Annotated in this window: 24 protein-coding genes and 2 pseudogenes; 15 read left to right on the top strand and 11 right to left on the bottom strand. The window is 62.7% G+C overall.

Annotated features, from left to right (window positions below):
* The first annotated feature begins 144 nt into the window (after positions 1–144).
* Positions 145–2,501 (top strand): annotated as a pseudogene (locus tag AAZU54_RS25230) (response regulator).
* On the opposite strand, the gene AAZU54_RS25235 reads toward AAZU54_RS25230, so the two are convergent.
* Together AAZU54_RS25235 and msrB are read right to left on the bottom strand one after the other, a co-directional pair.
* Positions 2,491–2,979 (bottom strand): glutathione peroxidase, encoded by a 489-nt coding sequence (locus tag AAZU54_RS25235; protein WP_186557664.1) that lies wholly within the window; start codon positions 2,977–2,979, stop codon positions 2,491–2,493. The pseudogene AAZU54_RS25230 and the gene AAZU54_RS25235 sit on opposite strands and share 11 nt — an antisense overlap.
* Positions 2,980–2,992: 13 nt before the next feature.
* Positions 2,993–3,388 carry a peptide-methionine (R)-S-oxide reductase MsrB gene (gene msrB, locus AAZU54_RS25240; RefSeq protein ID WP_186557663.1) on the bottom strand — a complete coding sequence of 132 codons (396 nt, stop codon included), beginning with the start codon at positions 3,386–3,388 and terminating at the stop codon, positions 2,993–2,995.
* A 167-nt stretch (positions 3,389–3,555) separates the two neighbouring features.
* Here msrB and AAZU54_RS25245 point away from each other — a divergent pair, with 167 nt between their 5' ends.
* Together AAZU54_RS25245 and htpX are read left to right on the top strand one after the other, a co-directional pair.
* Complete coding sequence (locus AAZU54_RS25245; RefSeq protein WP_186557662.1) at positions 3,556–4,767, top strand: pyridoxal phosphate-dependent aminotransferase; 1,212 nt, start codon at positions 3,556–3,558, stop codon at positions 4,765–4,767.
* 212 nt (positions 4,768–4,979) lie between these two features.
* Entirely contained in the window at positions 4,980–5,867 is an 888-nt protein-coding gene (gene htpX / locus AAZU54_RS25250) for a protease HtpX (RefSeq protein ID WP_186557661.1), read from the top strand.
* A 50-nt stretch (positions 5,868–5,917) separates the two neighbouring features.
* On the opposite strand, the gene AAZU54_RS25255 is transcribed toward htpX, so the two are convergent.
* Positions 5,918–6,568 (bottom strand): thiopurine S-methyltransferase, encoded by a 651-nt coding sequence (locus tag AAZU54_RS25255; RefSeq protein WP_186557660.1) that lies wholly within the window; start codon positions 6,566–6,568, stop codon positions 5,918–5,920.
* Between the two features lie 101 nt (positions 6,569–6,669).
* On the opposite strand from AAZU54_RS25255, the gene AAZU54_RS25260 reads away from it, so the two are divergent.
* Entirely contained in the window at positions 6,670–7,437 is a 768-nt protein-coding gene (locus AAZU54_RS25260; RefSeq protein WP_312156491.1) for a DODA-type extradiol aromatic ring-opening family dioxygenase, read from the top strand.
* 176 nt (positions 7,438–7,613) lie between these two features.
* Here the strand turns inward: AAZU54_RS25260 and AAZU54_RS25265 are convergent.
* Positions 7,614–9,336 (bottom strand): annotated as a pseudogene (locus AAZU54_RS25265) (DEAD/DEAH box helicase).
* A gap of 345 nt (positions 9,337–9,681) precedes the next feature.
* Positions 9,682–10,437 (bottom strand): spermidine synthase, encoded by a 756-nt coding sequence (locus tag AAZU54_RS25270; RefSeq protein WP_392463313.1) that lies wholly within the window; start codon positions 10,435–10,437, stop codon positions 9,682–9,684.
* Between the two features lie 121 nt (positions 10,438–10,558).
* Between AAZU54_RS25270 and AAZU54_RS25275 the strand changes: the two genes are divergently transcribed.
* Positions 10,559–11,905 carry a class II 3-deoxy-7-phosphoheptulonate synthase gene (locus AAZU54_RS25275; RefSeq protein ID WP_312151520.1) on the top strand — a complete coding sequence of 449 codons (1,347 nt, stop codon included), beginning with the start codon at positions 10,559–10,561 and terminating at the stop codon, positions 11,903–11,905.
* A 93-nt stretch (positions 11,906–11,998) separates the two neighbouring features.
* Here AAZU54_RS25275 and AAZU54_RS25280 read toward each other — a convergent pair whose 3' ends face one another.
* Complete coding sequence (locus tag AAZU54_RS25280; RefSeq protein WP_186557655.1) at positions 11,999–12,217, bottom strand: DUF1127 domain-containing protein; 219 nt, start codon at positions 12,215–12,217, stop codon at positions 11,999–12,001.
* A 96-nt stretch (positions 12,218–12,313) separates the two neighbouring features.
* Between AAZU54_RS25280 and AAZU54_RS25285 the strand changes: the two genes are divergently transcribed.
* Positions 12,314–13,168 carry a LysR substrate-binding domain-containing protein gene (locus AAZU54_RS25285; RefSeq protein WP_186557654.1) on the top strand — a complete coding sequence of 285 codons (855 nt, stop codon included), beginning with the start codon at positions 12,314–12,316 and terminating at the stop codon, positions 13,166–13,168.
* Between the two features lie 93 nt (positions 13,169–13,261).
* Here AAZU54_RS25285 and AAZU54_RS25290 read toward each other — a convergent pair whose 3' ends face one another.
* Positions 13,262–14,011: a sulfite exporter TauE/SafE family protein gene (locus tag AAZU54_RS25290; RefSeq protein ID WP_186557653.1), complete on the bottom strand. Its 750-nt coding sequence runs from the start codon at positions 14,009–14,011 to the stop codon at positions 13,262–13,264.
* A 112-nt stretch (positions 14,012–14,123) separates the two neighbouring features.
* Here AAZU54_RS25290 and AAZU54_RS25295 point away from each other — a divergent pair, with 112 nt between their 5' ends.
* The 3 genes from AAZU54_RS25295 to AAZU54_RS25305 all read left to right on the top strand — a co-directional run bounded on the left by AAZU54_RS25295 (position 14,124) and on the right by AAZU54_RS25305 (position 16,148).
* Positions 14,124–15,080 (top strand): LysR family transcriptional regulator, encoded by a 957-nt coding sequence (locus AAZU54_RS25295; RefSeq protein ID WP_405129645.1) that lies wholly within the window; start codon positions 14,124–14,126, stop codon positions 15,078–15,080.
* 54 nt (positions 15,081–15,134) lie between these two features.
* A complete protein-coding gene (locus tag AAZU54_RS25300; RefSeq protein ID WP_186557651.1) occupies positions 15,135–15,590 on the top strand; it encodes a MarR family winged helix-turn-helix transcriptional regulator in 456 nt (151 codons plus the stop codon).
* A 129-nt stretch (positions 15,591–15,719) separates the two neighbouring features.
* Positions 15,720–16,148, top strand: a complete 429-nt coding sequence (locus AAZU54_RS25305) for an organic hydroperoxide resistance protein (RefSeq protein WP_186557650.1) — start codon at positions 15,720–15,722, stop codon at positions 16,146–16,148.
* A 73-nt stretch (positions 16,149–16,221) separates the two neighbouring features.
* On the opposite strand, the gene efp is transcribed toward AAZU54_RS25305, so the two are convergent.
* Both efp and earP read right to left on the bottom strand, forming a co-directional pair.
* Positions 16,222–16,794 carry an elongation factor P gene (gene efp / locus AAZU54_RS25310; protein WP_186557649.1) on the bottom strand — a complete coding sequence of 191 codons (573 nt, stop codon included), beginning with the start codon at positions 16,792–16,794 and terminating at the stop codon, positions 16,222–16,224.
* Positions 16,795–16,842: 48 nt separating this feature from the next.
* Positions 16,843–17,976, bottom strand: a complete 1,134-nt coding sequence (gene earP, locus AAZU54_RS25315; protein WP_312151528.1) for an elongation factor P maturation arginine rhamnosyltransferase EarP — start codon at positions 17,974–17,976, stop codon at positions 16,843–16,845.
* Positions 17,977–18,109: 133 nt separating this feature from the next.
* Between earP and AAZU54_RS25320 the strand changes: the two genes are divergently transcribed.
* Positions 18,110–18,502: a hypothetical protein gene (locus tag AAZU54_RS25320; protein WP_434727810.1), complete on the top strand. Its 393-nt coding sequence runs from the start codon at positions 18,110–18,112 to the stop codon at positions 18,500–18,502.
* A gap of 2 nt (positions 18,503–18,504) precedes the next feature.
* On the top strand, positions 18,505–18,987 hold the full coding sequence (locus tag AAZU54_RS25325; RefSeq protein ID WP_186557646.1) for a GreA/GreB family elongation factor: 483 nt from the start codon (positions 18,505–18,507) through the stop codon (positions 18,985–18,987).
* A 53-nt stretch (positions 18,988–19,040) separates the two neighbouring features.
* On the opposite strand, the gene AAZU54_RS25330 is transcribed toward AAZU54_RS25325, so the two are convergent.
* Entirely contained in the window at positions 19,041–19,979 is a 939-nt protein-coding gene (locus tag AAZU54_RS25330) for a LysR family transcriptional regulator (protein WP_434727812.1), read from the bottom strand.
* Between the two features lie 111 nt (positions 19,980–20,090).
* On the opposite strand from AAZU54_RS25330, the gene AAZU54_RS25335 reads away from it, so the two are divergent.
* Entirely contained in the window at positions 20,091–20,846 is a 756-nt protein-coding gene (locus AAZU54_RS25335) for a 3-oxoacyl-ACP reductase family protein (RefSeq protein WP_186557669.1), read from the top strand.
* Between the two features lie 66 nt (positions 20,847–20,912).
* Here the strand turns inward: AAZU54_RS25335 and AAZU54_RS25340 are convergent, their stop codons facing one another.
* Complete coding sequence (locus tag AAZU54_RS25340; RefSeq protein WP_312151532.1) at positions 20,913–21,785, bottom strand: LysR family transcriptional regulator; 873 nt, start codon at positions 21,783–21,785, stop codon at positions 20,913–20,915.
* Positions 21,786–21,893: 108 nt separating this feature from the next.
* Here AAZU54_RS25340 and AAZU54_RS25345 point away from each other — a divergent pair, with 108 nt between their 5' ends.
* The 3 genes from AAZU54_RS25345 to AAZU54_RS25355 all read left to right on the top strand — a co-directional run bounded on the left by AAZU54_RS25345 (position 21,894) and on the right by AAZU54_RS25355 (position 25,896).
* Positions 21,894–23,081 (top strand): MFS transporter, encoded by a 1,188-nt coding sequence (locus AAZU54_RS25345; protein ID WP_186557644.1) that lies wholly within the window; start codon positions 21,894–21,896, stop codon positions 23,079–23,081.
* A gap of 123 nt (positions 23,082–23,204) precedes the next feature.
* Positions 23,205–23,582 (top strand): hypothetical protein, encoded by a 378-nt coding sequence (locus tag AAZU54_RS25350; protein WP_186557643.1) that lies wholly within the window; start codon positions 23,205–23,207, stop codon positions 23,580–23,582.
* Between the two features lie 157 nt (positions 23,583–23,739).
* Positions 23,740–25,896 carry a TonB-dependent siderophore receptor gene (locus tag AAZU54_RS25355; RefSeq protein ID WP_434727811.1) on the top strand — a complete coding sequence of 719 codons (2,157 nt, stop codon included), beginning with the start codon at positions 23,740–23,742 and terminating at the stop codon, positions 25,894–25,896.
* Positions 25,897–26,059: the final 163 nt, after the last annotated feature.

Raw genomic sequence — 26,059 nt, forward strand, 5'->3', positions numbered from 1 at the left:
GGGCAAGCCCGCTCCCACGCCGGCCTATCTTCAAGAGGGCGCAGGCGTGGGAGCGGGCTTGCCCCGCGATAGGGCCGGCACTGCCAACAGCAATCTTCCAGCTGAATGTTCGACAGACCCGCCAGCAGCCGAGGTTGATCGGCTATGCTTGCGCAGCGCAGGAGCGAGGAACCGGCTCGGGACACATGGATATCAAGTTCACCAATCGCCTGTCATACAAGCAAGCCCGGTTGACAGTCCTGGTCGGCTTCATCCTGGGAACATTGCTCAGTCTCATCCAGATCGGCATCGATTATGCCAGCGAAGACGCGTCCATCAACCGCGAAGTGCAGGCGTTGCTGCAAATCAGCCACAATCCGGCCTCGCGCATCGCCTATAACATCGATGCCGAGCTGGCCCAGGAGCTGACAGGCGGGCTGCTGCAATCGCCAGCGGTGATCCGCGCGCGCTTGATCGACAACAATGACACGGTGCTGGCAGACGTCCAGCGCCCGCGCCTGGAAGACCGCTACCGGCCACTGAGCGACTTTCTCTTCGGCGAGTATCGCCAGCTCCAGGATCGCCTGTACCTGGCGCACATGCCCCACGAATACCTCGGCACCTTGTACCTGGATGTCGACACCTACACCTTCGGCAGCCGCTTCCTCGACCGTGCCGGGGTCACCCTGTTCAATGGCTTTGCCCGCAGCCTGGTGCTTACCGGGATCCTGCTGGCACTGTTCTACATGATGCTGACCAAACCGCTGGTCACGGTGATCGCCGCGCTGAGCAACAGCGACCCGCGCCAGCCACAGCAGACCCGCCTGGACTGCCCGCACGGCCATGAGCTCGACGAAATTGGCGTGCTGGTCAAAGTGGCCAACCAACAGTTCGTCAGCATGGCCACTGAAATCCAGCAACGGCGCGCTGCGGAAAACCGCCTGACGCAGTACCTCAACGAACTGGAAAACATCGTCTCGGCGCGTACCAACGAACTCAAGTCCAGCAACGACCGGCTCAGCCAGACCAATCAGGACCTGGAAGAGGCGCGCCGCCGCGCCCTGGAAATGGCCCAGGCACGGGCGGCGTTCCTGGCCAACATGAGCCACGAGATCCGCACCCCGCTCAACGGCATGCTGGGCATGATCGCGCTGGCCCTGGACAGCCCGCTGGCGGCCGAGCAGCGCCAACAGCTGTCGATAGCCCACGACTCGGGCAAGGTGCTGGTGGAGCTGCTCAACGATATCCTCGATCTGTCCAAGTTCGACGCTGGCCAGCTGGAGCTGGAGCGAATTGCCTTCGATATGGGAGCGATGGTCGAAGACACCGCCAACCTGCTGTCGCAGAACGCCGCGAGCAGTGTCGAGCTGACTTGCCTGATCGCGCCGGACTTCCCCAGCACGGTGCTGGGCGACCCGACCCGGGTACGGCAGATCGTCAGCAACCTGCTGTCCAACGCGCTCAAGTTCACCCGCTTTGGCCGGGTCGATGTGCGCTTGATGCCTATCGTCGGTGGCGTACGCCTGGAGGTCAGCGATACCGGCATCGGCATCCCCGAAGAAGCCCAGGTGCGCATTTTCCAGCCCTTCACCCAGGCCGGCGCTGGCATCACCCGCCAATATGGCGGCACGGGCCTTGGCCTGGCGCTGACACGCAACCTGTGCAAGGCCATGCAGGGGCACTTGCACATTCATTCGCAAACCGGCTTTGGCAGCCGCTTCAGTGCCGACCTGCCGCTACCCACCCACACCGAGGCGATTGCGCCGGCGCCGCTGCGCGGCCAGGTGGTGGCGCTGAGCAAGCCTGGCAGTGGCCTGTCCGAGCTATTGTCCGGGCTGTTGCCTGGCTGGGGCCTGACCTTCACCCGGCTGGACGATGCCGCTGAACTCCCTCACAGCGCCCTGGATCTGCTGATCACCGATGACGTGGAGCATCTGCTGGATCTGCGCCCTGCGGTCACGGCGCCGATTCTGTTGGTAACCGCCTACGGCAACTTCCTCCCCGGCGAAGAGGCCCAGCGCCTGGCGCCACTGGTGCAACTGGCGCGGCCATTGGCGCGCAATGCGCTGTATCAGACGTTGCGGCGAATGCTTCAAGGGGGCGCGCCAGATGCCCCACTGCCACACGAATTCCCCAAGCTGCACGAGCGCCGGGCGCGCATCCTGCTGGTGGAGGACAACCCGGTCAACCAGCTGGTGGCCAAGGGCATGCTGGGCAAGCTCGGCTGCGATGTACTGCTCGCCACCCAAGGCGCGCAAGCCTTGGAGGTGCTGGAGCAAGAAGACGTCGACATGGTGCTGATGGACTGCAACATGCCGATCATGGACGGCTATGAAGCCAGCCGGCGGATTCGCCAGAGCGGTCGTTGGCCGCAGTTGCCAATCGTCGCCCTGACCGCCAATGCCATGCCCGAGGAGCGCGAACGCTGCCGCGCGGCGGGCATGGATGACTACCTGGCCAAACCGTTTCGCCGCGAAGAACTACTGGCACTGATCGAGCACTGGGTGCCGGTCAGCGGTTGAGCAGCGGCTCGATGGCGGCCTTGAGCGCTTCAGGTTTGGTCGCTGGAGCAAAGCGGGTGACCTTGCCGCTGACCGGGTCGAGCAGGAACTTGGTGAAATTCCACTTGACCTTCTGCGTGCCCAGCAGGCCGGGGGCGCGTTTTTTCAGCTCGACGAACAGCGGGTGGGCGCCGGGGCCGTTGACCTCGATCTTGCGCATCAACGGGAAGCTCACGCCAAAGCGCGTTTCGCAGAACGTGGCGATCTCGCGGGCATCGCCAGGTTCTTGCTTGCCGAACTGATTGCAGGGGAACCCGACGATCACCAGGCCACGCTCGCGGTAGTCCTGCCACAGCTGCTCCAGGCCTTTGTACTGCGGGGTGAAGCCGCATTGGCTGGCGGTGTTCACCACCAGTACAGCCTTGCCCTGGAAATCGCCCAGCAGCTTGTGCTCGCCGGTGAGGGTAACGCAGGGAATATCCAGCAACGAGTCAGCCATTGGCGCTCTCCGGTCAGTCACGCGGTTTGAAATCCAGGCACACCGAGTTGATGCAGTAGCGCAGGCCGGTCGGTGGCGGGCCATCAGGGAAGACATGCCCCAAGTGGGCATCGCACTGGGCGCAGGTGACCTCGGTGCGGATCATGCCGTGGGAGGTGTCGCGAATCTCGATCATCGCGCTCTGCGCGATCGGCTCATAGAAGCTTGGCCAGCCACAGCCGGAATCGAACTTGGCCTGCGCATCGAACAGTGCCAGGTCGCAGCAGATGCAATGGTAGACACCAGCGCGCTTCTCGCTGTTGTACTTGCCACTGAAGGGCCGCTCGGTGCCCTTCAGACGACAGACCTGATACTGCGCAGGGTCGAGCATCTCGCGCCACTCTTCTAGGGTTTTGTCGATCTTTTGCATGTAGGAACCTCGGCAGGCTGAATTTCACGCCGCACCGTCTTTTCCAGGGCGCGGGTGGCACGTATATTAGTTGGCTTCGTGTGCCAGGCCTCAAGTCTGGCACCCGCGCCACGCCCTTTCAAACCTTTCGACGGCGGCGCCTGCGACTTCTCAATCGGGATCACATCATGCAGTTCAGTAAATCGAACAAGCTCGCCAATGTCTGCTACGACATTCGCGGCCCAGTGCTCAAGCACGCCAAACGCCTGGAAGAGGAAGGCCACCGCATCCTCAAGCTGAACATCGGCAACCCGGCGCCGTTTGGCTTCGAGGCGCCGGACGAGATCCTCCAGGACGTAATCCGCAACCTGCCGACCGCCCAGGGCTACAGCGACTCCAAAGGCCTGTTCAGCGCGCGCAAGGCCGTCATGCAGTACTGCCAGCAAAAAGAAATCGAAGGCGTGACCATCGAGGACATCTACCTCGGCAACGGCGTCTCCGAGCTGATCGTGATGTCGATGCAGGCCCTGCTCAACAATGGCGACGAGGTGCTGATCCCAGCGCCTGACTACCCTCTGTGGACCGCTGCGGTGAGCCTGGCGGGCGGCAAGCCGGTGCACTACCTGTGCGACGAGCAGGCCGACTGGTTCCCTGACCTTGAAGACATCAAGGCCAAGATCACCCCCAATACCAAGGCGCTGGTGATCATCAACCCGAACAACCCCACGGGCGCGGTGTACTCCAAGGAGCTGCTGCTGGGCATGCTCGAACTGGCTCGCCAGCATAACTTGGTGGTGTTCTCCGACGAGATCTACGACAAGATCCTCTACGACGAAGCCGTGCACATCAGCACCGCCTCGCTGGCGCCTGACCTGCTCTGCCTGACCTTCAACGGCTTGTCCAAGTCGTACCGGGTGGCGGGCTTCCGCTCCGGCTGGCTGATCATCTCCGGGCCCAAGCACCACGCCCAGAGCTACATCGAAGGCATCGACATGCTGGCCAACATGCGCCTGTGCGCCAACGTGCCGGCCCAGCACGCGATCCAGACCGCCCTGGGCGGCTACCAGAGCATCAATGACCTGGTGCTGCCGCCTGGCCGCCTGCTGGAGCAGCGTAACCGCACTTATGAACTGCTCAATGCCATCCCCGGGGTGAGCTGCGTCAAGCCGATGGGCGCGCTGTATGCCTTCCCACGGATCGACCCGAAGGTGTGCCCAATCCTCAATGACGAAAAGTTCGCGCTGGATTTGCTGCTCTCGGAGAAGCTGCTGATCGTTCAAGGCACCGCCTTCAACTGGCCGTGGCCGGATCACTTCCGCGTGGTGACCTTGCCCCGGGTCGATGACCTGGAGCAGGCGATTGGGCGGATTGGCAACTTCTTGCGTACCTATCAGCAGTAATTGAGCTTGGGGCCGCTTTGCGGCCCATTCAATGCTTAGCGCCGCGAATCTTCTTACATCCTGCAACGCTCTATCCCACAAACCGGCCAGTTTCCTCTGCCATACTCCGCGCTACACAGTTTGAAATAGTCGACCGGTTGAATCGGCGTCATCTCCCCCTTATATACCCCGCAGTACGCAACATTTTTATCCGTCAGGAGAACGTAACAACCATGATGCGCATCTTGTTGTTTGTAGCCACCAACCTTGCGGTGGTGCTGGTTGCAAGCATTACCCTGAGCCTGTTTGGCTTCAATGGGTTCATGGCGGCCAACGGGGTTGATCTCGACCTCAGCCAGCTGCTGGTGTTCTGCGCCGTGTTCGGCTTCGCCGGCTCGCTGATCTCGCTGTTCATCTCCAAATGGATGGCGAAGATGAGCACCGGCACGCAAATCATCACCCAGCCGCGCACCCGCCACGAACAGTGGCTGCTGCAAACGGTCGAGGAGCTGTCGCGCGAAGCCGGCATCAAGATGCCCGAAGTGGGTATCTTCCCGGCTTACGAGGCCAACGCCTTCGCCACCGGCTGGAACCGTAACGACGCGCTGGTGGCAGTGTCCCAAGGCCTGCTGGAGCGCTTCTCGCCCGATGAAGTGCGCGCGGTACTGGCTCACGAAATCGGCCACGTGGCCAACGGCGACATGGTCACCCTGGCGCTGGTGCAAGGCGTGGTGAACACCTTCGTGATGTTCTTCGCCCGCATCATCGGCAACTTCGTCGACAAGGTGATCTTCAAGAACGAAGAAGGCCAAGGCATCGCCTATTACGTGGCGACCATCGTCGCCGAGCTGATTCTGGGCATCCTGGCCAGCATGATCGTCATGTGGTTCTCGCGTCGCCGCGAGTACCGTGCCGACGAAGCCGGCGCCCAGCTGGCCGGCACCGCCGCAATGATCGGCGCGCTGCAGCGCCTGCGCGTAGAGCAAGGCATGCCGGTGCACATGCCCGACACCCTCAAGGCGTTTGGCATCAACGGCGGCCTCAAGCAAGGCCTGGCGGGCCTGCTGATGAGCCACCCGCCGCTGGAAGAGCGTATCGAGGCGCTGCGTCGCCGCGGCTGATCCTCTACCAGCCATTAGAAAGGGCGACTTCGGTCGCCCTTTTTTGTGGCTCAGTGGTGTAGCCGATAAACCCGCTCGAACAGGCTCGTCACCCCAGCCTGCTGAAACTTCGGGCTCTGCCCGATAACCTGCTCTTGCTGCACCTGCTCGACCTGCCATCCGCGCAGGCCAGCGCGCACCTCACTATCTGCCACCGAAAACGGCGGCCCGTCCACACGGGCCTGCTCGTAGTCGAGTGTCACCAGCACGCCTCGGCAGCCTGCTGGTAGCAGTTCAGACAGCAGCGCCATGTAGCGATGGCGCATCTCCTGGGGCAAGGCGATCAGCGCAGCACGGTCATAAAGGCCTGCGCAATCGACAACATCGCCAGGCTGCAAGGCAAAGAAATCGCCACACCATAGTTCCACCTCAGCACTGCGCCAGACTTCGAAGGCGCCCTGTTGCGACACCTGCGCCTGCAAGCCATGCTCAGCGAAGAAGTCCTCTACCGCCCGCCTCGACAATTCCACGCCCAACACCCGATAGCCTTGGGCGGCAAGCCAGATCATATCCAGGCTCTTGCCACACAACGGCACCAGCACCCGACTGCCCGGCGCTAGCTCAGCGAGCGGCCAGTACGCTTGCAGATAGGGGTTGACCTGAGCCTGGTGAAAGCCAATCTGGTTGTCTGCCCACTTTTTGTGCCAGAACGCCGGCTGCATGTTCGCTCCCGATTTTTCGATAGTTCGCGGTGAAAACTTATATTGGATCTCGATCTTAAACTGATCGAAGATGGCTGCATCTTAACTGTCAGGACCCCGCCATGCTGCCCAGCCTGTTCATTTCCCATGGATCGCCCATGCTCGCCCTGCAACCTGGCGCCAGCGGACCGGCCTTGGCAGCACTGGCCAACGCCTTGCCCCGACCGAAAGCGATCGTGGTGGTCTCGGCGCACTGGGAGAGCCGTGAGCTGCTGGTCATGAGTAATCCGCAGCCGCAGACCTGGCATGACTTCCACGGCTTCCCTCCGACGCTGTACGCGGTGCAATACCCGGCGCCAGGTGACCCCGAGCTGGCCCGCAAGATAAGCGCGCAATTGACCGCTGCGGGCCTGCCGGCGCTTTTGGATGAGCAGCGACCGTTCGATCATGGTGCCTGGGTGCCGTTGTCGCTGATGTACCGCAATGCGGGCATCCCGGTAGTGCAGGTTTCTCTGCCCAGCCAGGGCGGGCCTCGCTTGCAACTGGAGGTGGGCCAGGCGCTGGAGTCGCTGCGCCATGAAGGTATTCTGCTGATCGGCTCGGGCAGCATCACGCACAACCTGGGCGAGTTGGACTGGCATGCCGGGCCAGATGCGATCGAGCCTTGGGCACTGGCGTTTCGTGATTGGGTGGTCGACAGGCTCAAGGAAGATGACCGCCCTGCCCTGCTCGACTACCGCCAGCAGGCGCCGCATGCGCTACGCAATCATCCCAGTGATGAGCATTTGCTGCCGCTGTTCTTTGCCTTGGGCGCGGGTGACAAGTTTGGCGTGGTGCACCAGGGGTTCACCCTCGGTGCGCTGGGGATGGATATCTACCGGTTTGACTGAAGCCTTGTGTTGAGATCAGCCGCCTCTTCGCGGGCAAGCCCGCTCCCACACAGATCGCATCAAGCCGTGTGGGAGCGGGCTTGCCCGCGAAGAGGCCAGCACATCCGGCATAATTCTTAGCTCGACAGGCAAAAAAATCCCCGACCTAGGCCGGGGATTTTTTCATTGCGCCAGGATCAATCCTCGCGATAGCGGCGCAGCTTGAGCTGCTTACCGGCTACGCGGGTGTCCTTGAGTTTGGTCAGCAGACGCTCCAGACCATCCTCCGGCAGCTCGACCAGGCTGAAGCTGTCGCGCACCTGGATGCGGCCGATAGCGTCGCGGGCCAGGCCGCCCTCGTTGAGGATCGCACCCAACAGGTTCTTGGCGGCGATACCGTCACGGGCACCCAGGGCGGTACGGCAACGCACACGGCCTTCAGCCAGTGGCATTGGCGCGCGACGCTCGCGGTCACCACGGTCGCTACGCTCGCCACGATCGCTGCGCTCACCGCGCTCGGCACGCTCACCACGTGGGCCGCTAGTCGGCACCAGTGGCTGCTCGCGCTCAACCGAAGCCAGGTCCAGCGGCTGGCCATTGGTGGCCTTGCGCAGCAGGGCCGAGGCCAGGGCACGTGGCGTGCATTCCAGCGAAGCGGTCAGACGGTCGAACAGGTCGCCATGGCTGGCTTCTGCTTCGGCCACCAGCGGCGCCAGGCTTGCGGTCAATTTCTTGATCCGCGCATCCAGTACAGCTTGTGGGCCAGGCAGGCGGGCTTCAGCAACCTTCTGACCGGTTACACGCTCGATGACCTGCAGCATGCGGCGCTCACGCGGGGTGACCAGCAGCAGTGCACGGCCTTCGCGACCCGCACGGCCAGTACGGCCGATACGGTGCACGTAGGACTCTGGGTCGTACGGCATGTCGACGTTGAACACGTGGGTGATACGCGGTACGTCCAGACCACGGGCAGCGACGTCGGTGGCGACGACGATGTCCAGGCGGCCATCCTTGAGCGAGTCGATTACGCGCTCACGCTGGTTCTGGGCGATGTCGCCGTTCAGCGCGGCAGCCTTGTAGCCTTTGGCTTCCAGGGCAGCGGCCAAGTCCAGGGTGGCTTGCTTGGTACGCACGAAGGCGATCAAGGCATCGAATTCTTCGACTTCCAGCAGACGCAGCACAGCCGGGATCTTCTGGTCGGCGTGGACCATCAGGTGCGCCTGGTCGATCGCGGTAACGGTCTGGGTCTTGCTCTGGATCTTGACGTGCTTCGGCTCGCGCAGGTGACGCTCGGCGATGCTGCGGATCGACGACGGCAGGGTCGCCGAGAACAGCACGGTCTGGCGCGTGGCCGGAATGGCGTCGAAGATCACTTCGAGGTCATCCATGAAGCCCAGCTTGAGCATCTCGTCGGCTTCGTCCAGTACCAGGTACTGAACGGTCGACAGGACTTTCTCGTCACGACGCAGGTGGTCGCACAGACGGCCTGGGGTAGCTACGACGATTTGCGCGCCGTTGCGAATGGCACGCAGCTGTGGGCCCATTGGGGCACCACCGTAGACAGCTACTACGTTAACGCCTGGCGTTTGCTTGGCGTAGGTTTCGAAAGCGGTTGCAACTTGCAGCGCCAACTCACGGGTTGGCGCCAGGATCAGGGCTTGCGGTTCGCGCTTGCTCACATCGATACGATTGAGGATCGGCAGAGCGAAGGCAGCGGTTTTACCGGTGCCGGTCTGCGCCTGGCCGATCATGTCATGACCGTCGAGGATGATCGGAATCGATTGTTGCTGAATGGCGGACGGCTCTTCGTAGCCGGTGGCCAGTACGGCAGCAACAATGTTCGGGTTAAGTCCGAGAGCGGCGAATCCGCCGGTTTCCTGGGTCATGGGTCTGCCTCTATGTGCATCCGCAAAGACCCATGCTCCAAAGCTGCACATGCCTTGAAAGACCCGAGGGTCACCCAGGCAGCTTTGGCGGCGGGGATTTGCGAAAACGATTGAAAAAGAAAAACTTGGGAAGGTCCGCCTAGCGGACGTGCAGCCGAAGCTGGACTCGGAGGATTTGCACCACCTGATTTTGCGGCCCGCTAAAAGACCGGCGCGTACTATACCTGAAATCGTTTCGGGCAGTTAGATTTTTTTCGGGAATAGCGGCCAGTATGCAGCCATCATCGGATAATGGCTGAATCGTTTCCCCTTCAGGTTGTGGTGCTTTCTTCGCGGGCAAGCCCGCTCCCACAGTGATCGTGGTGTTTTAAAGCCAACATCAGGTCGCTGGCCGCACCTCTTTGATCAGGTACTCAAGGCTGTATCCCAACTGCGGCGCCAGTGCCTCGGCCCGCCCGCGCAGTTGTTCGATATCCAGCTGCTGCTCAAGCTCGGCCGGCACGAACAGGATCACGTTGCCCTCCTTGACCGGCAGCTCCCAGTAATGGCGGTGATACAACCCGCGCAACAGCGCCGCGCCCAGCGGCTTGCCGTCATCGCCGGCCCATTGGTTGATCACCAGCCAACCGCCGGGGTTGAGCTGCTTCTGGCAGTTTTCCAGAAAGCCCCAGGCCAGGTGCCCGACACCCGGACCATGGTCGGTATACAGGTCAACGAAGATCAGGTCGGCCTTCTCCGCACTCGCCAGCAGCTCGAGCGCATCGCCCACCCGCACGTACAGGCGCGGATCGTCATCCAGGCCCAGGTACTCCATGGCCAGGCGCGGCACATCCGGGCGCAGTTCGATGGCCTCGACATCTTCCAACGGCAGAAACTTCAGGCAGGCCTGGGTCAGGGTGCCGGCACCCAGCCCAAGAAACAGCGCACTCTCCGGCTGTGGATGGCACAACGCGCCCAGCAGCATCGCGCGGGTGTAGTCGTACTCCAGCCAGCTGGGGTCGGCAGTGAACACGCAGCTCTGCTCGATAGCATCGCCGAACTCAAGAAAACGGTAGTCCTCGACTTCGTAGACGCTGACAACGCCAAAGGCATCCTCGACCCGCGCCAGCAGCCGCTCTTCCCGCTCGTTGGACATTGCCACTCCCGCCTGACCTGCGCACAAAACCGCCATTGTCCGTCAATGCCCCCGGTGCAACAAGCGGCTCGCCAGCTGATACCATGACAGACAGCCCATAACAGACCATACCGAGCCCGTGATGAAGCAACCGTGGAGCCCTGAAAGCTGGCGCGACCTGCCGATCCAGCAGCAACCAACCTACCCAGACGCTGCGCACCTGCTCAAGGTCGAGCAGACCCTGGCCAGCTACCCACCCTTGGTTTTCGCGGGCGAGGCGCGGGAGTTGCGCCGACAGTTTGCCGAGGTCACCCAGGGCCGCGCATTCCTGCTCCAGGGCGGTGATTGCGCCGAGAGCTTCGCCGAGTTCTCCGCGGCGAAAATCCGCGACACCTTCAAGGTGTTGCTGCAGATGGCCATCGTCATGACCTTCGCCGCCGGTTGCCCGGTGGTGAAAGTCGGGCGCATGGCCGGTCAGTTCGCCAAGCCTCGCTCTGCCGGCGATGAAACCATCGGCCAAGTGACCCTGCCGGCCTATCGCGGCGATATCGTCAACGGTATCGGTTTCGACGAGCCCAGCCGCATCCCCGACCCTGAGCGTCTGCTGCAGGCCTACCACCAGGCCACCGCCAGCCTCAACTTGCTGCGCGCCTTCGCCCAGGGTGGTTTCGCCGACTTGCACCAGGTACATAAGTGGAACCTGGATTTCATCGCCAACTCCGCCCTGGCCGAGAAGTACCACCAACTCGCCGACCGTATCGACGAGACCCTGGCGTTCATGCGCGCCTGCGGCCTGGACAGCGCGCCGCAACTGCGTGAAACCAGCTTCTTCACTGCCCACGAAGCGCTGCTGCTCAATTACGAAGAAGCTTTCGTGCGCCGCGATAGCCTGACCGGCGATTTCTACGATTGCTCGGCGCACATGCTGTGGATCGGCGACCGCACGCGCCAGCTTGACGGCGCCCATGTGGAGTTTCTGCGTGGAGTGCATAACCCGATTGGCGTCAAGGTCGGGCCAAGCATGAAGCCTGAGGAGTTGATCCGCCTGATCGATACGCTCAACCCGGACAACGACCCAGGGCGCCTGAACCTGATCGTGCGGATGGGCGCAGGCAAGGTTGGCGATCACCTGCCAGGGCTGATTCGCAGCGTCGAGCGCGAGGGACGCAAGGTGCTGTGGAGCTCCGACCCGATGCATGGCAATACCATCAAGGCCAGCAGCGGCTACAAGACGCGCGACTTCGCCCAGATCCTCGATGAGGTCAAGCAGTTCTTCCAGGTGCATCAGGCCGAAGGCTCTTATGCGGGCGGGATTCACATCGAGATGACCGGGCAGAACGTCACCGAGTGCATTGGTGGGGCGCGGCCGATTACCGAGGATGGGCTGTCGGATCGCTACCACACCCATTGCGATCCGCGGCTCAATGCTGATCAGTCGCTGGAGCTGGCGTTCTTGATTGCCGAGACGCTGAAGCAGGTACGCCGCTGAGCTAAGGCCTGGCAATCATCTTTGTAGCGATTGTTCGGCCCTCATCGCGGGTGCAGGCGCGGGCTTGCCCCGCGACGAGGCCGATACTGACACTTACTTACGCAGCGGATCATCCCAGAACGGCCGCTCGGCCTCGCGCTGGATATCCGCCCGGCTCAACCCCAGATCGGCAAGCGTCGCATCACTTAGCCCGGCCAGCTCCTGGCGCTGACGATACAGCTGATGCCACCGCGCCAACCGGTGCCCCACCTCATGCAGCAGGTGGCCGACAGAAAAGACAGGTTGCTGGGTAACGCTGACATGACCTTTCATCGTGAAGCCCTCCGTGTTGATGGCTTCAGTCTCGCGCCAGGCATACGATCAATCCAACGAATGTTTCTGATGCCATGCATCTCGGAGATTGATGCAATGTCCCAGTACCAGAGCCTCGATTCGGACGTCCTACGCACCTTCGTCGCCATCGCCGAACAAGGCGGCTTCACCCGCGCTGGCGAGGTGGTCAACCGCACCCAGTCGGCGGTCAGCATGCAGATGAAGCGCCTGGAGGAAGACATCCTCCAGCGCCAGCTGTTCGAGCGCGACGGCCGCCAGGTGCGCCTGACCGCCGAAGGCCAGGTGCTGCTTGGCTATGCCCGGCGCATCCTCAAGTTGCATGGCGAAGTATTCAACACCTTGCGCATGCCGCACATGGTCGGGGTGGTGCGCATCGGCACGCCTGACGACTACGCCATGCGCTTTCTGCCGAGCATCCTTTCCAGCTTCGCCCAGGCCTATCCGCTGATTCAGGTGGAGGTGCATTGCGACTCGTCGAAACAGCTGATGCTGCGCCAGGACCTGGACCTGACCATCGTCACCCGCGAGCCGGGTAATGAGATAGGCCAGCTGCTGCGCCAGGAGCGCTTGGTCTGGGCCGCGGCACAGGGCTTTTGTCCGCAGGAGCAGCGGCCGATGCCGTTGGCGCTGTTCAACACCGATTGTTTCTGCCGGGCCTGGACCTGCAATGCGCTGGAGAGCCAGGGCATCGATTATCGCATCGCCTATACCAGCCCCAGCCTTGCGGCAATTTTTGCCATTGTCACGGCCGGCCTGGCGGTGACGGCGCAGTTGCAGAGCCTGGTCGGCGGCAACATCCGCATTCTCGGTGAAGCCGACGGCCTGCCCCAGCTGCCGCTGGCCAATGTGATGTTGCTGCGCAATGCGCAGACTCAGTCGCCGATCACTGATTGCATGGCTGACTACATCACCGAAGGGTTTGCGGTGTAGTACCGCCCTATCGCGCGGCGCAGTCCATTGCGCTACTCGCGTGGGAGCGGGCTTGCCCCGCGATAGGGCATGCACTGACACCACAATCAATCCTCAGAGCTCGTAGACCAGCATCACCGCGCACACCACCAAGAACACGCAGAACATCGTGCGCAGGACTTTTTCCGGCAGGGCATGCGCCAACTTCACCCCCCAGCTGATGCTCAACAACCCGCCGACCGCCAGCGGCACACCCACCTGCCAGACCACACTCTGGTGCAGTCCATAAGTCAGCAGCGTCACCATGGTGCTTGGCGCCGCCAGTGCCAGCGACAGCCCTTGCGCGACCACCTGGGTGGTCCCGAACACACTGGTCAGAATCGGCGTCGCCACCACGGCCCCACCTACGCCGAACAGCCCGCCCATGGTCCCGGCAAAGCTGCCCAGCACCCCAAGCCAGGGCCAGGCATAGCGCAACTCGCTGCTCGGCGGGCTAACACGCATGAACATCCGGGCAACGTTCCACACCGCCAACGCCACCAGGAAGCCGACAAAACCCAGGCGCATCGAGTGAGCGTCGATCCCCACCGCCCAGATCGAGCCCAACCAGGCAAACAGCAAGCTGCACAACGATAACGGCAGCGCATGGCGCAGCTCGATGCGGTTGCGCTGGTGGTAGCGCCACAGCGCCAGCAACACGTTCGGCACCACCATCACCAGCGCGGTGCCTTGGGCCAGTTGCTGATCCAGGCCAAATAACACGCCGAGGGCCGGAATGGCGATCAAGCCGCCGCCAATCCCGAACAAACCACCCACGGTGCCTAGTGCGGCGCCCAACACGATATACATCAACCACTCGATCATCAGGGCCTCATCCGCCGGTTACACGATGCGCGCATGCTACCGACACTAGGCTAGCGGGGAAACGCACAGCAACGCACAATGACTATGCGTAACTCGCATAAGCAGACCGAGCATGAGCCCCGATACCCTTACCGAACAATTGAGCCTGTTCCTGGATGTGCTGGAGTCCGGCAGCTTTTCCGCGGCCGCCCGCCGCCACCCGCTGACCCCCTCAGCGGTGGCGCGGCGCATCGACAACCTGGAAAGCGCCGTAGGCAGCCGGCTGTTCGTACGCAGTACCCACGCGGTGCGCGCGACCCCGGCTGGCAAGGCTTTCGCCGAGCGCGCACGGCGCATCGTTGAAGAATTACGCCTGGCACGCGCCGAAGCGGTGTCGCTGAGCAACGCCCCGGAAGGTTTGATCCGTATCGATGCCCCAGCAGCATTTGGCCGGCGCCACCTGGCTCCAGCGATCGCCGACTTCCTCGTGGCCTACCCGGGCCTGGACGTGCAGCTGCGGCTGATCGACAGCTTCGTCGACCTGCATGGCAGCCACTTAGGCGAAGTCGACCTGGTGCTGCGGGCAGGTCCGCTGGCCGATACGCGCCTGGTCGCCACGCCGTTGGCCTACATGGTGCGCATTGCCTGCGCCAGCCCAGGGTATCTGGCCAGCCGCGGCGTACCGGCCTGCCCCAGCGAACTGCCAGAACACGATGGCTTGGACTGGGACGGCCTAGCGCCGCCGTTCGCCTGGCGCTTCGCCGTGGACGGCCAGACCCGCCTGTATCGCCCGGCACGCATGCGCATGTCGGCCAACAACGCCGAAACCCTGTTGTTCGGCGCGCTCGCCGGCCTAGGCATCGCGCACCTGCCCACCTGGCTGATCAGCGACTACCTGCTGCGCGGTGAACTGCTGCCGCTGTTCTGCCAAAACGGCTTGCCCCAGCCGGAAACCAGTGGCGTCTATGCACTACGCCTGGAACATGAAACGAACTCTCGCAGTCGATTGCTGCTCGAATTTCTCAAGAGCCGCTTCAGCCCGGTTCCACCTTGGGATCTGGCGTTGCGCAGTGGATTACGCTGGTCATGAGCGCGCTAACCATCAGCGTGCTAAATTTTCACCAGAATTAATTCAAGGACCTGCATGAACGCCGACACTAAAGCCCCTTGCACCGAGCTGCTGCTGGACAACCAGGTCTGCTTCGCCCTGCACTCCACCTCGTTGCTGATGACCAAGGTCTACAAGCCCTTGCTGCAGGCCCTGGGCCTGACCTACCCGCAGTACTTGGCGATGCTCGTGTTGTGGGAGCAGGACGGCCTGACCGTGGGTGAAATCAGCCAGCGCCTGCTCACCGACCCCGGCTCACTGACCCCGCTGCTCAAGCGCCTGGAAAGCGAGGGTCTGCTCAAGCGCACCCGCAGCCGCGAGGATGAACGGGTGGTGCTGGTGCAACTCACCGATAAGGGCCGCACCCTGCAGGACGAGGCCCAGCGCGTCCCGCAGTGCATCCTGCAAGCCAGCGGGCTGAGCCTGGAACGCCTGCAACAGCTGCAAGCCGACCTACTGGAGCTGCGCGCCAGCCTGCAAAAGAGCCTCTGAGGACTATGCTGTGAAATGGCCGTTCGGATGAACGGTGGAAGATTTATCTTGCGCACTAAATAATTGCGCGCTAATTTAATCCCACACCCACCCAGCGCCACGGCGCACAGCACACAAGCGAGGCTCAAGATGCAAAAGGTCACTCCCCTGTACATCGCCCAGGCAACCTCCACCGGTGGTCGCGACGGCACCTCCCGCTCCAGCGACGGCAAGCTGGAAGTCAAGCTGAGCACCCCCAAAGAGCTGGGTGGCGCAGGCGGTGAAGGCACCAACCCCGAGCAAATGTTCGCCGCTGGCTATTCGGCCTGCTTCATCGGCGCACTGAAGTTCGTGGCCGGGCAAGAGAAGAAACAACTGCCGGCCGATGCCTCGATCACTGCCAAGGTTGGCATTGGCCAAATCCCAGGTGGCTTTGGCTTGGATATCGATCTGCAGATCAACCTGCCTGGCCTGCAACAGGCTGAAGCTGAAGGCCTGGTAGAGAAGGCGCACAAGGTTTGCCCGTATTCCAACGCCACCCGTGGCAATGTAGATGTGCGGCTGCATGTGACTGTGTGAAAGAGCAGCCCCACACTGTTTCAGGCACAAAAAAAACCCGGCCAAGGCCGGGTTTTTTGCGGGTCGCAAGAAGTTAGGCCTTCTTGGAACGGCCCTTGAAGCTGTTGTCGCGGGTGTCGATGTCGATCCACTCGTCGATCTGGATGAAGTCGGCAACCTGAATCTCGGTACCGTTCTTCAGCTTGGCAGGCTTCATGACCTTGCCGGAGGTATCGCCACGTGCAGCGTTCTCGGTGTAGACAACCTGACGGCTGATGGTGGTCGGCAGTTCAACCGAAACCAGGCGCTCTTCGAAGAACACAGCTTCGCAGATGTCTTCCATGCCTTCTTCGATGTACGGCAGAACGGCCTCGATGTCTTCGGCGTTCAGTTCGTACATGGTGTAGTCGGTGGTGTCCATGAAGGTGTACGAGTCACCGTTGATGAACGACAGGGTGGCTTCTTTGCGATCCAAGATCACATCGTCCAGCTTGTCGTCGGCACCGTAGACGGTTTCAGTCTTGTAGCCGGTCAGCAGGTTCTTCAGCTTGGTCTTCATGATCGCGCTGTTACGGCCCGATTTGGTGAATTCAGCTTTCTGAACCAACCACGGATCGTTATCGATGCGCAGAACGGTACCAGGTTTGATTTCTTTACCAGTTTTCATTGCGAAGTATCCGAATCTGGATGGATTTATAAAAATCGAGGCCGCGTATCATAGCGAATTTCGGTAAAAGTGTACTAGCGCCGTGGCAAGGTCCGGCCGAGTGGCCTGTTCTGCGGCCCAGTCACGGGCATGCTGGCGCAACTGCGGCCAGTGCGGTTGCAGCGCTTGCCAGGCCTGGGCCATGTCTTGATCCATGTTCCAGGCGCGCCACAAATCGCTCAGAGCCCCTGCGGCAGCGTCCGACAAGCCGCGACGATAATGGCCAAGAAACGCTTCGAGTTTTTCCCAGTGGGCGTTTTCTTCCTGCACATAGATGTGCCAGAGCATCGGCGCTCCCGCCCACTGCGCACGGACGAATGAATCCTCGCCGCGCACGGCGTTGAAGTCGCACGCCCAGAGCAACTTGTCGTAGTCGTCCTGGCTGACGAAAGGCAGCACCTGCACCGTCAGGGCGCCACGCTGGTGGATCGCCCCAACCGGCAAGTGCGCCTCGCCCAACCAGCAAGCGAGATCAGCCAGCACCCGCCCTTGCGGCACCAGCAAATGGCTGGGCTGTGGATCTGCCGCCAGCACATCGAGCCAATTGGCCAACTGCGGGTTTTCGTAGGCGAACAGGGAGATCAATCGCGCCGACGCTTCAAGCTGCACGCCAAGCCCCTGAAGAAACCTCGCCCGTTCGCCAGGCGTTTGCTGGAAAGCATCGCGGCGCGCCAGCAGCGAGGCCTCGCGCAGCAGCCCCCCGGTGTTTGCGGTAAACCCTGGGAAGAAGAACATCTTGCGCAGGCCGTTGGCCTGAGGCGACGGCAGGCCATGGCAGCCCTCCACCCAATCTTCCGCACTCAGATAGTCAAGGTTCAGCCATAGCGGCGGCGTGGCTTGCGCGCGCATCGCCTCGACATAGGCCGAAGGCAATACGCAGGCAAAGGCCCCAACCACCACCTGCGCCGGGGCAGCGCCCTGCCAGTCAGCCGGCCAATGGCGCACATCAACGCCCTGCTGGCATTGCTGCTCGGCGTTGGCATCGGCCTCCGGGCACAGGCGGACGAAGGCGTTCAGGTCATCGACCCACAAGCGCACCGCCAGGTCATGCTCGGCCACCAGCTGGCGGGCCAGGCGCCAGGTCACGCCAATATCGCCGTAGTTGTCGACGACCGTGCAGAAAATGTCCCACGTGGTTTTCATGCCCACTTCCCTCGCCGCGCGGAAAAACCGCCGATTGTGCGGATAAATGCTTGCTGACAAAAGCTCTGGCGCTGAATAATTCTCGCCCCCCATGCGACAATGCCGGCATGACCCGCCCTGCCAGGAGGCCGCCATGTATCGCCGCCGCGAACTGAAGATTACCCTCAAGCCCTTGCAATTGATCCTCTGCGTGGCCTTCGGCCTGTGGCTGGGCGCCGTTGCCATTGGCCTGAGCCTGTGGCTGGCACTGCGCTGGTGGCCTGAACAGGTGACGCCAGTCGCCCAGGCGGTGGCGCCAGCAATCGTCGCACCTACCCCGCCACCGGCACAGCCCGCCGATGCCCAGGCGCAGATGTTCGAGCGGTACAAGGACATCCTCCATCAGCAAGAGGCCCAGCAGGCCGCTGATGCCGCCCAAGGCAACCCGCGCAACCTGAATAACCCCAAGTGTCAGTTCTGGCTGCAACAAAACCGCACCGCCCCAACCGACAAGAGCCAGGCCAACGTGCTGGAGTTCTGCTACTGACCATGAACAAGACCACCCTGCTCGCGCGCATCGTGCAAACCCTGGAAGACGACGTCGAAGTGCTGCGCCGCGCCGCCCAGACCGCCTATGAAACGGCCACGGCCGAAGAGAACATTGCCGAGAACAAGTACGACACCTTGGGCCTTGAGGCTTCGTACCTGGCCACCGGGCAAGCGCGGCGCACCGCCGAGATTCGCCAGGCGCTGCTGACGTATCAGCAGTTGATCATGCGTGACTATGATCCGGCGCGGGGCATTCAGATCAGCAACCTGGTGACTTTGGAAGATGAGCAGGGTCACCAGAGGATGCTGTTTCTTGGGCCGCAAGGGGCTGGGCTGAAGATCGGCGAGGGCGAGCAGGTGGTTACCGTGATTACGCCGCGCTCTCCGCTGGGGCAGTTGTTGATCGGCAAACGGGTTGATGATGAGGTGAGTTTGCAGGTGGCTGGGGTGGCGCAGGTGTCGATTGTGATCGATGTCGTCTGACCTGGCCTGATCGCGGGGCAAGCCCGCTCCCACAAGATCGGCACGGGTGCCTTCTATAGCGCCTCCAGCGCATCAAAGCGCTTCGCCAGCCCCTGCCGCGCAAACCGCTCCACCACGAAATCGATGAACGCCCGGGTCTTGCCCGGCAACAGCTTGTGCTCGGCGTAATAGAGACTGATGTTGCCATCATCCACATACCAGTCCGGCAACACCCGCTGCAGCCTGCCTGAGGTCAGGTAAGGCACGGCAAACGGCAAGCTGACCAGGGCGATGCCCAAGCCCTGTTCAGCCACCGCGCAGGCGGCGTCGGAGTCACTCATGGTCATGGCCTGGCGCAGTTGCAAAGGCCGTTGCTCCTGCCAGCGACTGGTCAGCGGCCAGGAGCGCACGCGGCCGGTCTGCGGCGAGCGGATTAAAATCCCGGCGTGGCGTGGCAAGTCTTCGGGCTGCTCGATAGGCCCATGCTGCTGGCGATAAGCCGGCGAGGCGACCAGCACCCGGTGTGCCGGGGTCAGCCTGCGCGCCACTACCCCCGGCGGCAGATCGAAACCGCCGCCGATCGCCGCATCGAAGCCTTGGCCAATCAGGTCGACCTGGCGGTTGTCGAAGTGCCAGTCGGGGGTGATCGCCGGGTAGCGCTGAAGAAATTCAGCCAGTAGCGGCAGCACGTACAAACGCCCGAAAACCGTCCCCATGCTCACCCGCAACAGCCCGGCCGGCTGGCCTTCGGCGCTGGCCAGGTTGGCCATGGCGTATTGAATGGTGCGAAAGCTGTCGCTGACCTCGGCGAGAAATCGCTGCCCCGCTTCGGTCAAGGTCAGCTTGCGCGTACTACGCTGGAACAGTCGCACACCCAGCCGCGCCTCCAGCTGGGCGACGTTCTTGCCCACCGCTGCCGGGGTCAGGCTCAGGCGCCGGGCAGCCTCGGCGAAGCTGCCGACCTCGGCGCTGCGAATAAAGCACTCCATCGTGCTGAACGACTCCATGGCCATGATTACCAACCCCAGGTTTACTCTGCTGATAGCGATTGCCATCTTATCAGCAGGTAATCCACAGCCGATACTTCTCCCATCCCAAGGCATCCGGCCTTTCACTTGCAGGAGATCAGCATGTCCCATTCACTTACTCTCGACACCAAGGGAGCCCTGGTCCAGGGCGGTTCGCGCGGCATCGGTGCGGCGATCGTGCGCCGTCTGGCCAAGGAAGGGGCGCAGGTGGCCTTTACCTATGTCAGCTCGGCGGACACCGCTGAGGCCCTGGCAGCAGAAATCAACGACGCTGGCGGCAAAGCCTTGGCCTTGCGCGCCGACAGTGCCGATGCCAGCGCTGTGCAGCAGGCCGTGGAGGCGACGGTCAAGGCATTCGGTAGGCTCGACATTCTGGTCAACAACGCGGGTGTGCTGGCGGTGGCGCCAGTGGCCGAGTTCGATCTGGCCGACTTCGACCGGATCCTCGCCGTCAACGTGCGCAGTGTGTTCGTTGCCAGCCAAGCCGCTGCCCGGCACATGGGCCAGGGTGGTCGGATCATCAATATCGGCAGCACCAATGCCGAGCGCATGCCGTTTGCCGGTGGCGCGCCGTATGCGATGAGCAAGTCGGCGCTGGTTGGCCTGACCAAGGGCCTGGCGCGTGACCTTGGGCCGCAGGGGATTACCGTCAACAACGTACAGCCTGGGCCAGTCGACACCGACATGAACCCGGCCGCGGGGGATTTTGCCGAGAGTCTGATTCCGCTAATGGCGATTGGGCGCTATGGGCATGTCGAAGAGATCGCCAGCTTCGTCGCTTATCTCGCTGGGCCTGAGGCTGGGTATATCACTGGCGCCAGCTTGACGGCGGATGGTGGTTTCTCTGCCTGAGGGATGCGGCCCCTCTTTGTAGCAGTAGCGGTGCGCCGCGCCTACAAAGAGGGGTGATAGCGTCTGCTAGGCCAGGCTTTGTTCCAGCACCTCAAGGAATGCGCGCGCTGCTGGGGTCGGGCTGCTCGACCACACCGCATACAAATGTCGTACAGGGGCGTCATCCAAGTGAGCCACACTGACCCCAGCAAACTCATTGGCAATCCGTTCCGGTACCAGCCCGATCGCCAGGCCACGCTGGACAAACTTTTCCACCAGGCGAATATGGCCGATCTCGAACTGTACCCGATGCACCAATCCCGCCGCCTGGAAGGCCTCATCGGTCTGGCGCCGGGCACCAGTGCCTTCGGGAAAGTCGACCAACACCTGATCGGCAATATCGGCCAAGGCCAGCCGCCCACGTCCGGCCAAAGGATGCCCGGGCGGCAGCACCGCGACCAGTTCTTCCCGGCCCAGCAATCGATGTTGCACGCCCTGCAACACTTCGCCCTGCCACAAGCCGATAAAACCTACATCCAGGCGCCGCTCACAGACATCGGCCACCAGCAACTCACTCTTGGCGGTCAGCCAGCGCACGTCCACCGCCGGATAACGCGCATGAAACAGCGCCAGCAGATCGACCAGATCGAGCGCCGTCAACGAACTGATCTCACCGATCGACAGCCGTCCGCGCACCTGCCCGCAGGCAGCCGCCACGTCATCGGCAATGCGCTGGGCAGCCTCCAGCGCTGGCCGCGCGCTGAGCACGAAGGCTTCACCAGCCGGGGTCAAGCGCACCCGCCGCGAGGTACGCTCGAACAGACTGACGCCCAACTGTGCCTCCAGGCGTGCCACCTGATGACTAAGCGCCGACTGGACCACATGGCAGCGCTCGGCGGCGCGGGTGAAGCTGCCGGTATCGGCCACGGCCAAGGCATATTCGAGCTGCTTGAGATTCATGGATTGATCTGCAATTGAGATAGATAACGTGAAAACTATACATTGGTGTCATGCCAGATACTTACCGATACTGAGCGCACTTTCCTTCTGCCCGCAATGAGAACCACCATGAACGCCCCGACCCTCAGTCGCGCCCTGATCCTGCTGATGGCGACTGCCACCGGCCTGGCCGTGGCCAGCAACTACTACGCCCAGCCACTGCTGCACAGCATCGCCGAACAGTTCGGCCTGAGCACCGCCACTGCTGGCACCATCGTCATCGCCGCGCAGCTTAGCTATGGCGCCGGCCTGTTGCTGCTGGCGCCGCTGGGCGATCTGTTCGAACAACGCCGTTTGATCGTGATCATGATCGGCATTGCTACCCTTGGCCTGATCATCAGCGCCTGTGCCCCCAGCCTGCCGTGGCTGCTGTTCGGCACCGCCTTGACCGGATTGTTCTCGGTCGTGGCGCAGATCCTGGTGCCCATGGCCGCCAGCCTGACTGCCCCGGAGCATCGTGGGCGCGCAGTGGGCACGCTGATGAGCGGGCTGTTGCTGGGCATTCTGCTGGCGCGTACCGCCGCAGGCTTCATGGCCGAGCTGGGTGGCTGGCGCAGTATCTATGTGCTGGCTGCGGTACTGATGGCGGTCAGCGCTATCGCCCTGTACCGCAGCCTGCCGCAGCACAACAGCCATGCCGGGCTGAAATACCCGGCGTTGATCGGCTCGGTATTTCGCCTGTTCATCGAAGAGCCGGTGCTGCGCTTGCGCTCACTGCTGGGGCTGCTGGCGTTCAGCCTGTTCGGGCTGTTCTGGACGCCACTGGCGTTTCTGCTGGCGCGCGAGCCGTATCACTACTCCGACGCGGTGATCGGCCTGTTCGGTTTGGCCGGCGCTGCGGGCGCGCTGTCGGCGAACTGGGCGGGGCGCCTGGCTGATCGGGGCAAGGGCTCGCTGGGCACCACGGTCGGGCTGATCGCCTTGCTGCTGTCGTGGATACCACTGGGCTTTGCCGAGCATTCGCTGCTGGCGCTGTTGGTCGGCGTGCTGGTGCTGGACCTGGCCGTGCAGCTGGTGCACGTGAGTAATCAGAATGCGGTGATCGCGTTGCGACCAGAGGCGCGCACGCGGCTCAATGCCGGCTATATCACCTGCTATTTCATCGGTGGCGCATTGGGTTCGCTGCTGGGCACGCAACTGTTCGAACGTCAGGGATGGCTGGGGATCGTCGCCGCTGGGCTGCTGATCGGCAGCTTGGCCCTGGTGGTTTGGGGGCTGGCAGAGCGCAAGCGCAAGGTGCTGATTCAAGCGGTTTGATCAGGCCAGCGGCTGACGCGACAACCGACCGCACGACCCTCCGTCGCCTTGCCGTTGACTTGCTCACACGCAAAGAGCTGCATAGGCGGTGGTCAACAGCCCTCCCACTGACAGGACGACACAATGACAAGACTCACGGTGCAATCCGGCGATTTCTTGCTAGGTGAAGGCGAGTATCGCAATGGATCGCTCACACTCAAGACCCCACGCAGCCCTTCGCCTGGCGAGCGGATCTCGCTGGCGCGGATCAAGGAACTCAAGCTGGCCAGCCTGGAAACCAACCGCAGCCTGGGCACCGCCCTTGGCTGGGGCGTTGCCGGCGCGCTGGTGGCCGGCCCAGTCGGGCTGATCGCCGGCCTCTGGCTGGGTGGCAAGGAAGAAGAAGCGACCTTCCTCGCCACCTTCAAGGATGGTCGCAAGCTGATGGCCATCACCGATGGCAAGACCTGGTCGAAAATCGACGACAGTTGGCGTCAGCACCAACGCCGCACGGCCGCCTGAATCGCTCCAGACCCTGATCGTCTATTTGCCTGAGCGCTCCTGAAATAGGGGCGCTCAGCACATCTGCGCCTGCTAACATGGCGCCCTTTTTATCTGCCCCGCCCTCCCCCAATAACAGCCGACCCACAACGGCGCGTATGCCCATCAAGGAGCCCGCATGACCTCGCTTCGCCCTCGTTTGCCCCTGAGCCTGCTCAGCCTGGGCCTTGCCCTGCACAGCGGCCATGGCCTTGCCGACGACAGCGTGCCCCTGGCCCCGGTGCGCATCTCGGAGCTGTATGGCGATGGCGGCTACCAGCCGCGCGAGGCCCAGGTGGGCGGCTTTCAACCAGCGCCACTGCTCGACACCCCGGCATCGATCAGCGTGTTCAGCCAACAGCTGCTGCAAGACCGCCAGGTGCGCAAGCTCAGTGAGGTGCTGCAAAGCGATGCCTCGGTTGGCGAAAGCTATGCGCCGATCGGCTACTACGAGAACTTCAACGTGCGCGGCTTTGAGCTCAACGCTGCCAGCAGCTACAAGATCAACGGCCAGACCGTGGTCGGCGAACAGAACGTGGCGCTGGAGAACAAGCAGCAGGTCGAGCTGCTCAAGGGGCTGTCGGGGTTGCAGAGCGGCGTGGCCGAACCCGGCGGGCTGGTCAACTACGTGACCAAGCGCGCAGAAGACGTGCGCAGCGTCACGGTCTCGACCAACGAGCAAGGCGAGCGCTACCTGGCCACCGATCTGGGCGGCTGGTTTGGCAGTGAGCGGCAATTTGGCCTGCGCGCCAACCTGGCCCATGAGGACATCCGCTCCTACGTCGATCATGCCGATGGCAAGCGCGACTTCGCCTCGCTGGCGTTCGACTGGCAGATCAGCGCCAATGCCACCCTGCAACTGGACGCTGAATATCAGCACCGCGAACAGCGATCAGTACCGGGCTACCAGTTGCTGGGTGGCACCGAGCTGCCGCACGGCATTGACCCGGATGACCGGCTGGCTTATCAGCACTGGGCAAAGCCGGTACAGAACGACTCGCTGAACCTCGGCGGGCGCTTCGAGTACCGTTTCAATGACGACTGGACCGGCACCTTGAGCGCTTCGCGCAGCAAGGTGGTGATCGATGACTACAGCTCGTTTGCCTGGGGCTGCTACGGCTCGGCAAGCTGTGCAAGCGCAGCTGTACCGAACTACTTCAGCGCGCAAGGCGATTACGACATCTATGACTTCCGCAGCCCCGACGACACCCGCCGCACTGACGAAGTACAAGCTATGCTCAACGGTCGTTTCGATGGATTGGGCCTGGGCCATGAGCTAACCGTTGGCACCAGTGCCCAGCGTCGCACACTCGACCAGCGCCCCTACTACAACGAGTTTGTCGGCAGCGGCAACATCGCCACTGGCGCCCCTGCCGTGCCGCCGTCGGAGCGCCCCATCGGCTCCAGCGAACGCCGCCTGGACAGCCGCCAGTACGGGGTATTTTTCAGCGACCGCATCACCTTCAACGAACACTGGCAAACCGTGCTCGGTGCGCGTGAAGTCCGCCTGGATGAGAAGACCTGGGATGAAACAGGCCTGGCCGGCCGGCATACCCAGCAGTATCAATTGCTGCCCAACGCGGCGTTGATCTACAAGCCCCAGCCAGACACCACGCTGTATGCCAGCTATTCCAAAGGGCTATCCGCTGGGGGCACCGCGCCTTGGTTCGCCAGCAATGCCGCCGAGATCCTCGCCCCCACCCTGTCACGGCAACTGGAAGTGGGCATCAAGCGCGACTGGCAGGGCATGAGCTTCAGTGCCGCGCTGTTCCAGATCCGCCAGGCCTACCAGTATGCCCGCCCCGACGCCACTGGCTTTACCTACGTACAACAGGGCCAACAAAAGAACACCGGACTTGAGCTCGGCGCCAGCGGCTGGGTCACTTCGCGCTTGCAGATCCAGGCCAGTGCCGCGGCGATCCGCGCCCGCGTGCAGAACAGTGGCACCGATGCCTACCAAGGCCATCAGGCGATCAACGTGCCCAAGCTGCGCGCCGCGTTGCAGGCCGAATATAGCCTGCCGGTCGCGGGTCTCGCGCTGCTCGGCGGAGCGCGCTACAGCGCCAGCAAGTACGCAAGTCAAGCGGGCAACGTCGAGGTGGGTGGCTATACCGTGTTCGATGTCGGTAGCCGCTACCGCACCACGGTTGGCGGGTATGACACAGTGCTGCGCCTGACCGTGGATAACGTCTTTGACAAGCGTTACTGGCGGGATGTGGGGGATTACCTGGGCGACAACTACCTGTTCCAGGGCGCGCCGCGTACGGCGCGGTTGTCGGCGACGGTGAGTTTTTGATGGGGTGAGTGGTGCCAGTGCTGGCCTCATCGCGGGGCAAGCCCGCTCCCACGCCAGATCAACTTCAAGACTGCGGGGGATTGAGGGGTGCCAGTGCCGCCCCATCAACCCCGACAACAGCCGCCTCTATGCCCGCCTGTACAGCGTGCCAGCCGCCTTGCTG

The organism is Pseudomonas sp. Je.1.5.c (assembly GCF_051129895.1).
In the GTDB taxonomy this organism is placed as follows: domain Bacteria; phylum Pseudomonadota; class Gammaproteobacteria; order Pseudomonadales; family Pseudomonadaceae; genus Aquipseudomonas; species Aquipseudomonas urmiensis.

Bases quoted from the DNA above. Each gene is read 5' to 3' on its own strand.
- AAZU54_RS25235 (WP_186557664.1), bottom strand. From the start codon at position 2,979: ATGGCTGACTCGTTGCTGGATATTCCCTGCGTTACCCTCACCGGCGAG.
- msrB (WP_186557663.1), bottom strand. From the start codon at position 3,388: ATGCAAAAGATCGACAAAACCCTAGAAGAGTGGCGCGAGATGCTCGAC.
- AAZU54_RS25245 (WP_186557662.1), top strand. From the start codon at position 3,556: ATGCAGTTCAGTAAATCGAACAAGCTCGCCAATGTCTGCTACGACATT.
- htpX (WP_186557661.1), top strand. From the start codon at position 4,980: ATGATGCGCATCTTGTTGTTTGTAGCCACCAACCTTGCGGTGGTGCTG.
- AAZU54_RS25255 (WP_186557660.1), bottom strand. From the start codon at position 6,568: ATGCAGCCGGCGTTCTGGCACAAAAAGTGGGCAGACAACCAGATTGGC.
- AAZU54_RS25260 (WP_312156491.1), top strand. From the start codon at position 6,670: ATGCTGCCCAGCCTGTTCATTTCCCATGGATCGCCCATGCTCGCCCTG.
- AAZU54_RS25270 (WP_392463313.1), bottom strand. From the start codon at position 10,437: ATGTCCAACGAGCGGGAAGAGCGGCTGCTGGCGCGGGTCGAGGATGCC.
- AAZU54_RS25275 (WP_312151520.1), top strand. From the start codon at position 10,559: ATGAAGCAACCGTGGAGCCCTGAAAGCTGGCGCGACCTGCCGATCCAG.
- AAZU54_RS25280 (WP_186557655.1), bottom strand. From the start codon at position 12,217: ATGAAAGGTCATGTCAGCGTTACCCAGCAACCTGTCTTTTCTGTCGGC.
- AAZU54_RS25285 (WP_186557654.1), top strand. From the start codon at position 12,314: ATGTCCCAGTACCAGAGCCTCGATTCGGACGTCCTACGCACCTTCGTC.
- AAZU54_RS25290 (WP_186557653.1), bottom strand. From the start codon at position 14,011: ATGATCGAGTGGTTGATGTATATCGTGTTGGGCGCCGCACTAGGCACC.
- AAZU54_RS25295 (WP_405129645.1), top strand. From the start codon at position 14,124: ATGAGCCCCGATACCCTTACCGAACAATTGAGCCTGTTCCTGGATGTG.
- AAZU54_RS25300 (WP_186557651.1), top strand. From the start codon at position 15,135: ATGAACGCCGACACTAAAGCCCCTTGCACCGAGCTGCTGCTGGACAAC.
- AAZU54_RS25305 (WP_186557650.1), top strand. From the start codon at position 15,720: ATGCAAAAGGTCACTCCCCTGTACATCGCCCAGGCAACCTCCACCGGT.
- efp (WP_186557649.1), bottom strand. From the start codon at position 16,794: ATGAAAACTGGTAAAGAAATCAAACCTGGTACCGTTCTGCGCATCGAT.
- earP (WP_312151528.1), bottom strand. From the start codon at position 17,976: ATGAAAACCACGTGGGACATTTTCTGCACGGTCGTCGACAACTACGGC.
- AAZU54_RS25320 (WP_434727810.1), top strand. From the start codon at position 18,110: ATGTATCGCCGCCGCGAACTGAAGATTACCCTCAAGCCCTTGCAATTG.
- AAZU54_RS25325 (WP_186557646.1), top strand. From the start codon at position 18,505: ATGAACAAGACCACCCTGCTCGCGCGCATCGTGCAAACCCTGGAAGAC.
- AAZU54_RS25330 (WP_434727812.1), bottom strand. From the start codon at position 19,979: ATGGCCATGGAGTCGTTCAGCACGATGGAGTGCTTTATTCGCAGCGCC.
- AAZU54_RS25340 (WP_312151532.1), bottom strand. From the start codon at position 21,785: ATGAATCTCAAGCAGCTCGAATATGCCTTGGCCGTGGCCGATACCGGC.
- AAZU54_RS25345 (WP_186557644.1), top strand. From the start codon at position 21,894: ATGAACGCCCCGACCCTCAGTCGCGCCCTGATCCTGCTGATGGCGACT.
- AAZU54_RS25350 (WP_186557643.1), top strand. From the start codon at position 23,205: ATGACAAGACTCACGGTGCAATCCGGCGATTTCTTGCTAGGTGAAGGC.
- AAZU54_RS25355 (WP_434727811.1), top strand. From the start codon at position 23,740: ATGACCTCGCTTCGCCCTCGTTTGCCCCTGAGCCTGCTCAGCCTGGGC.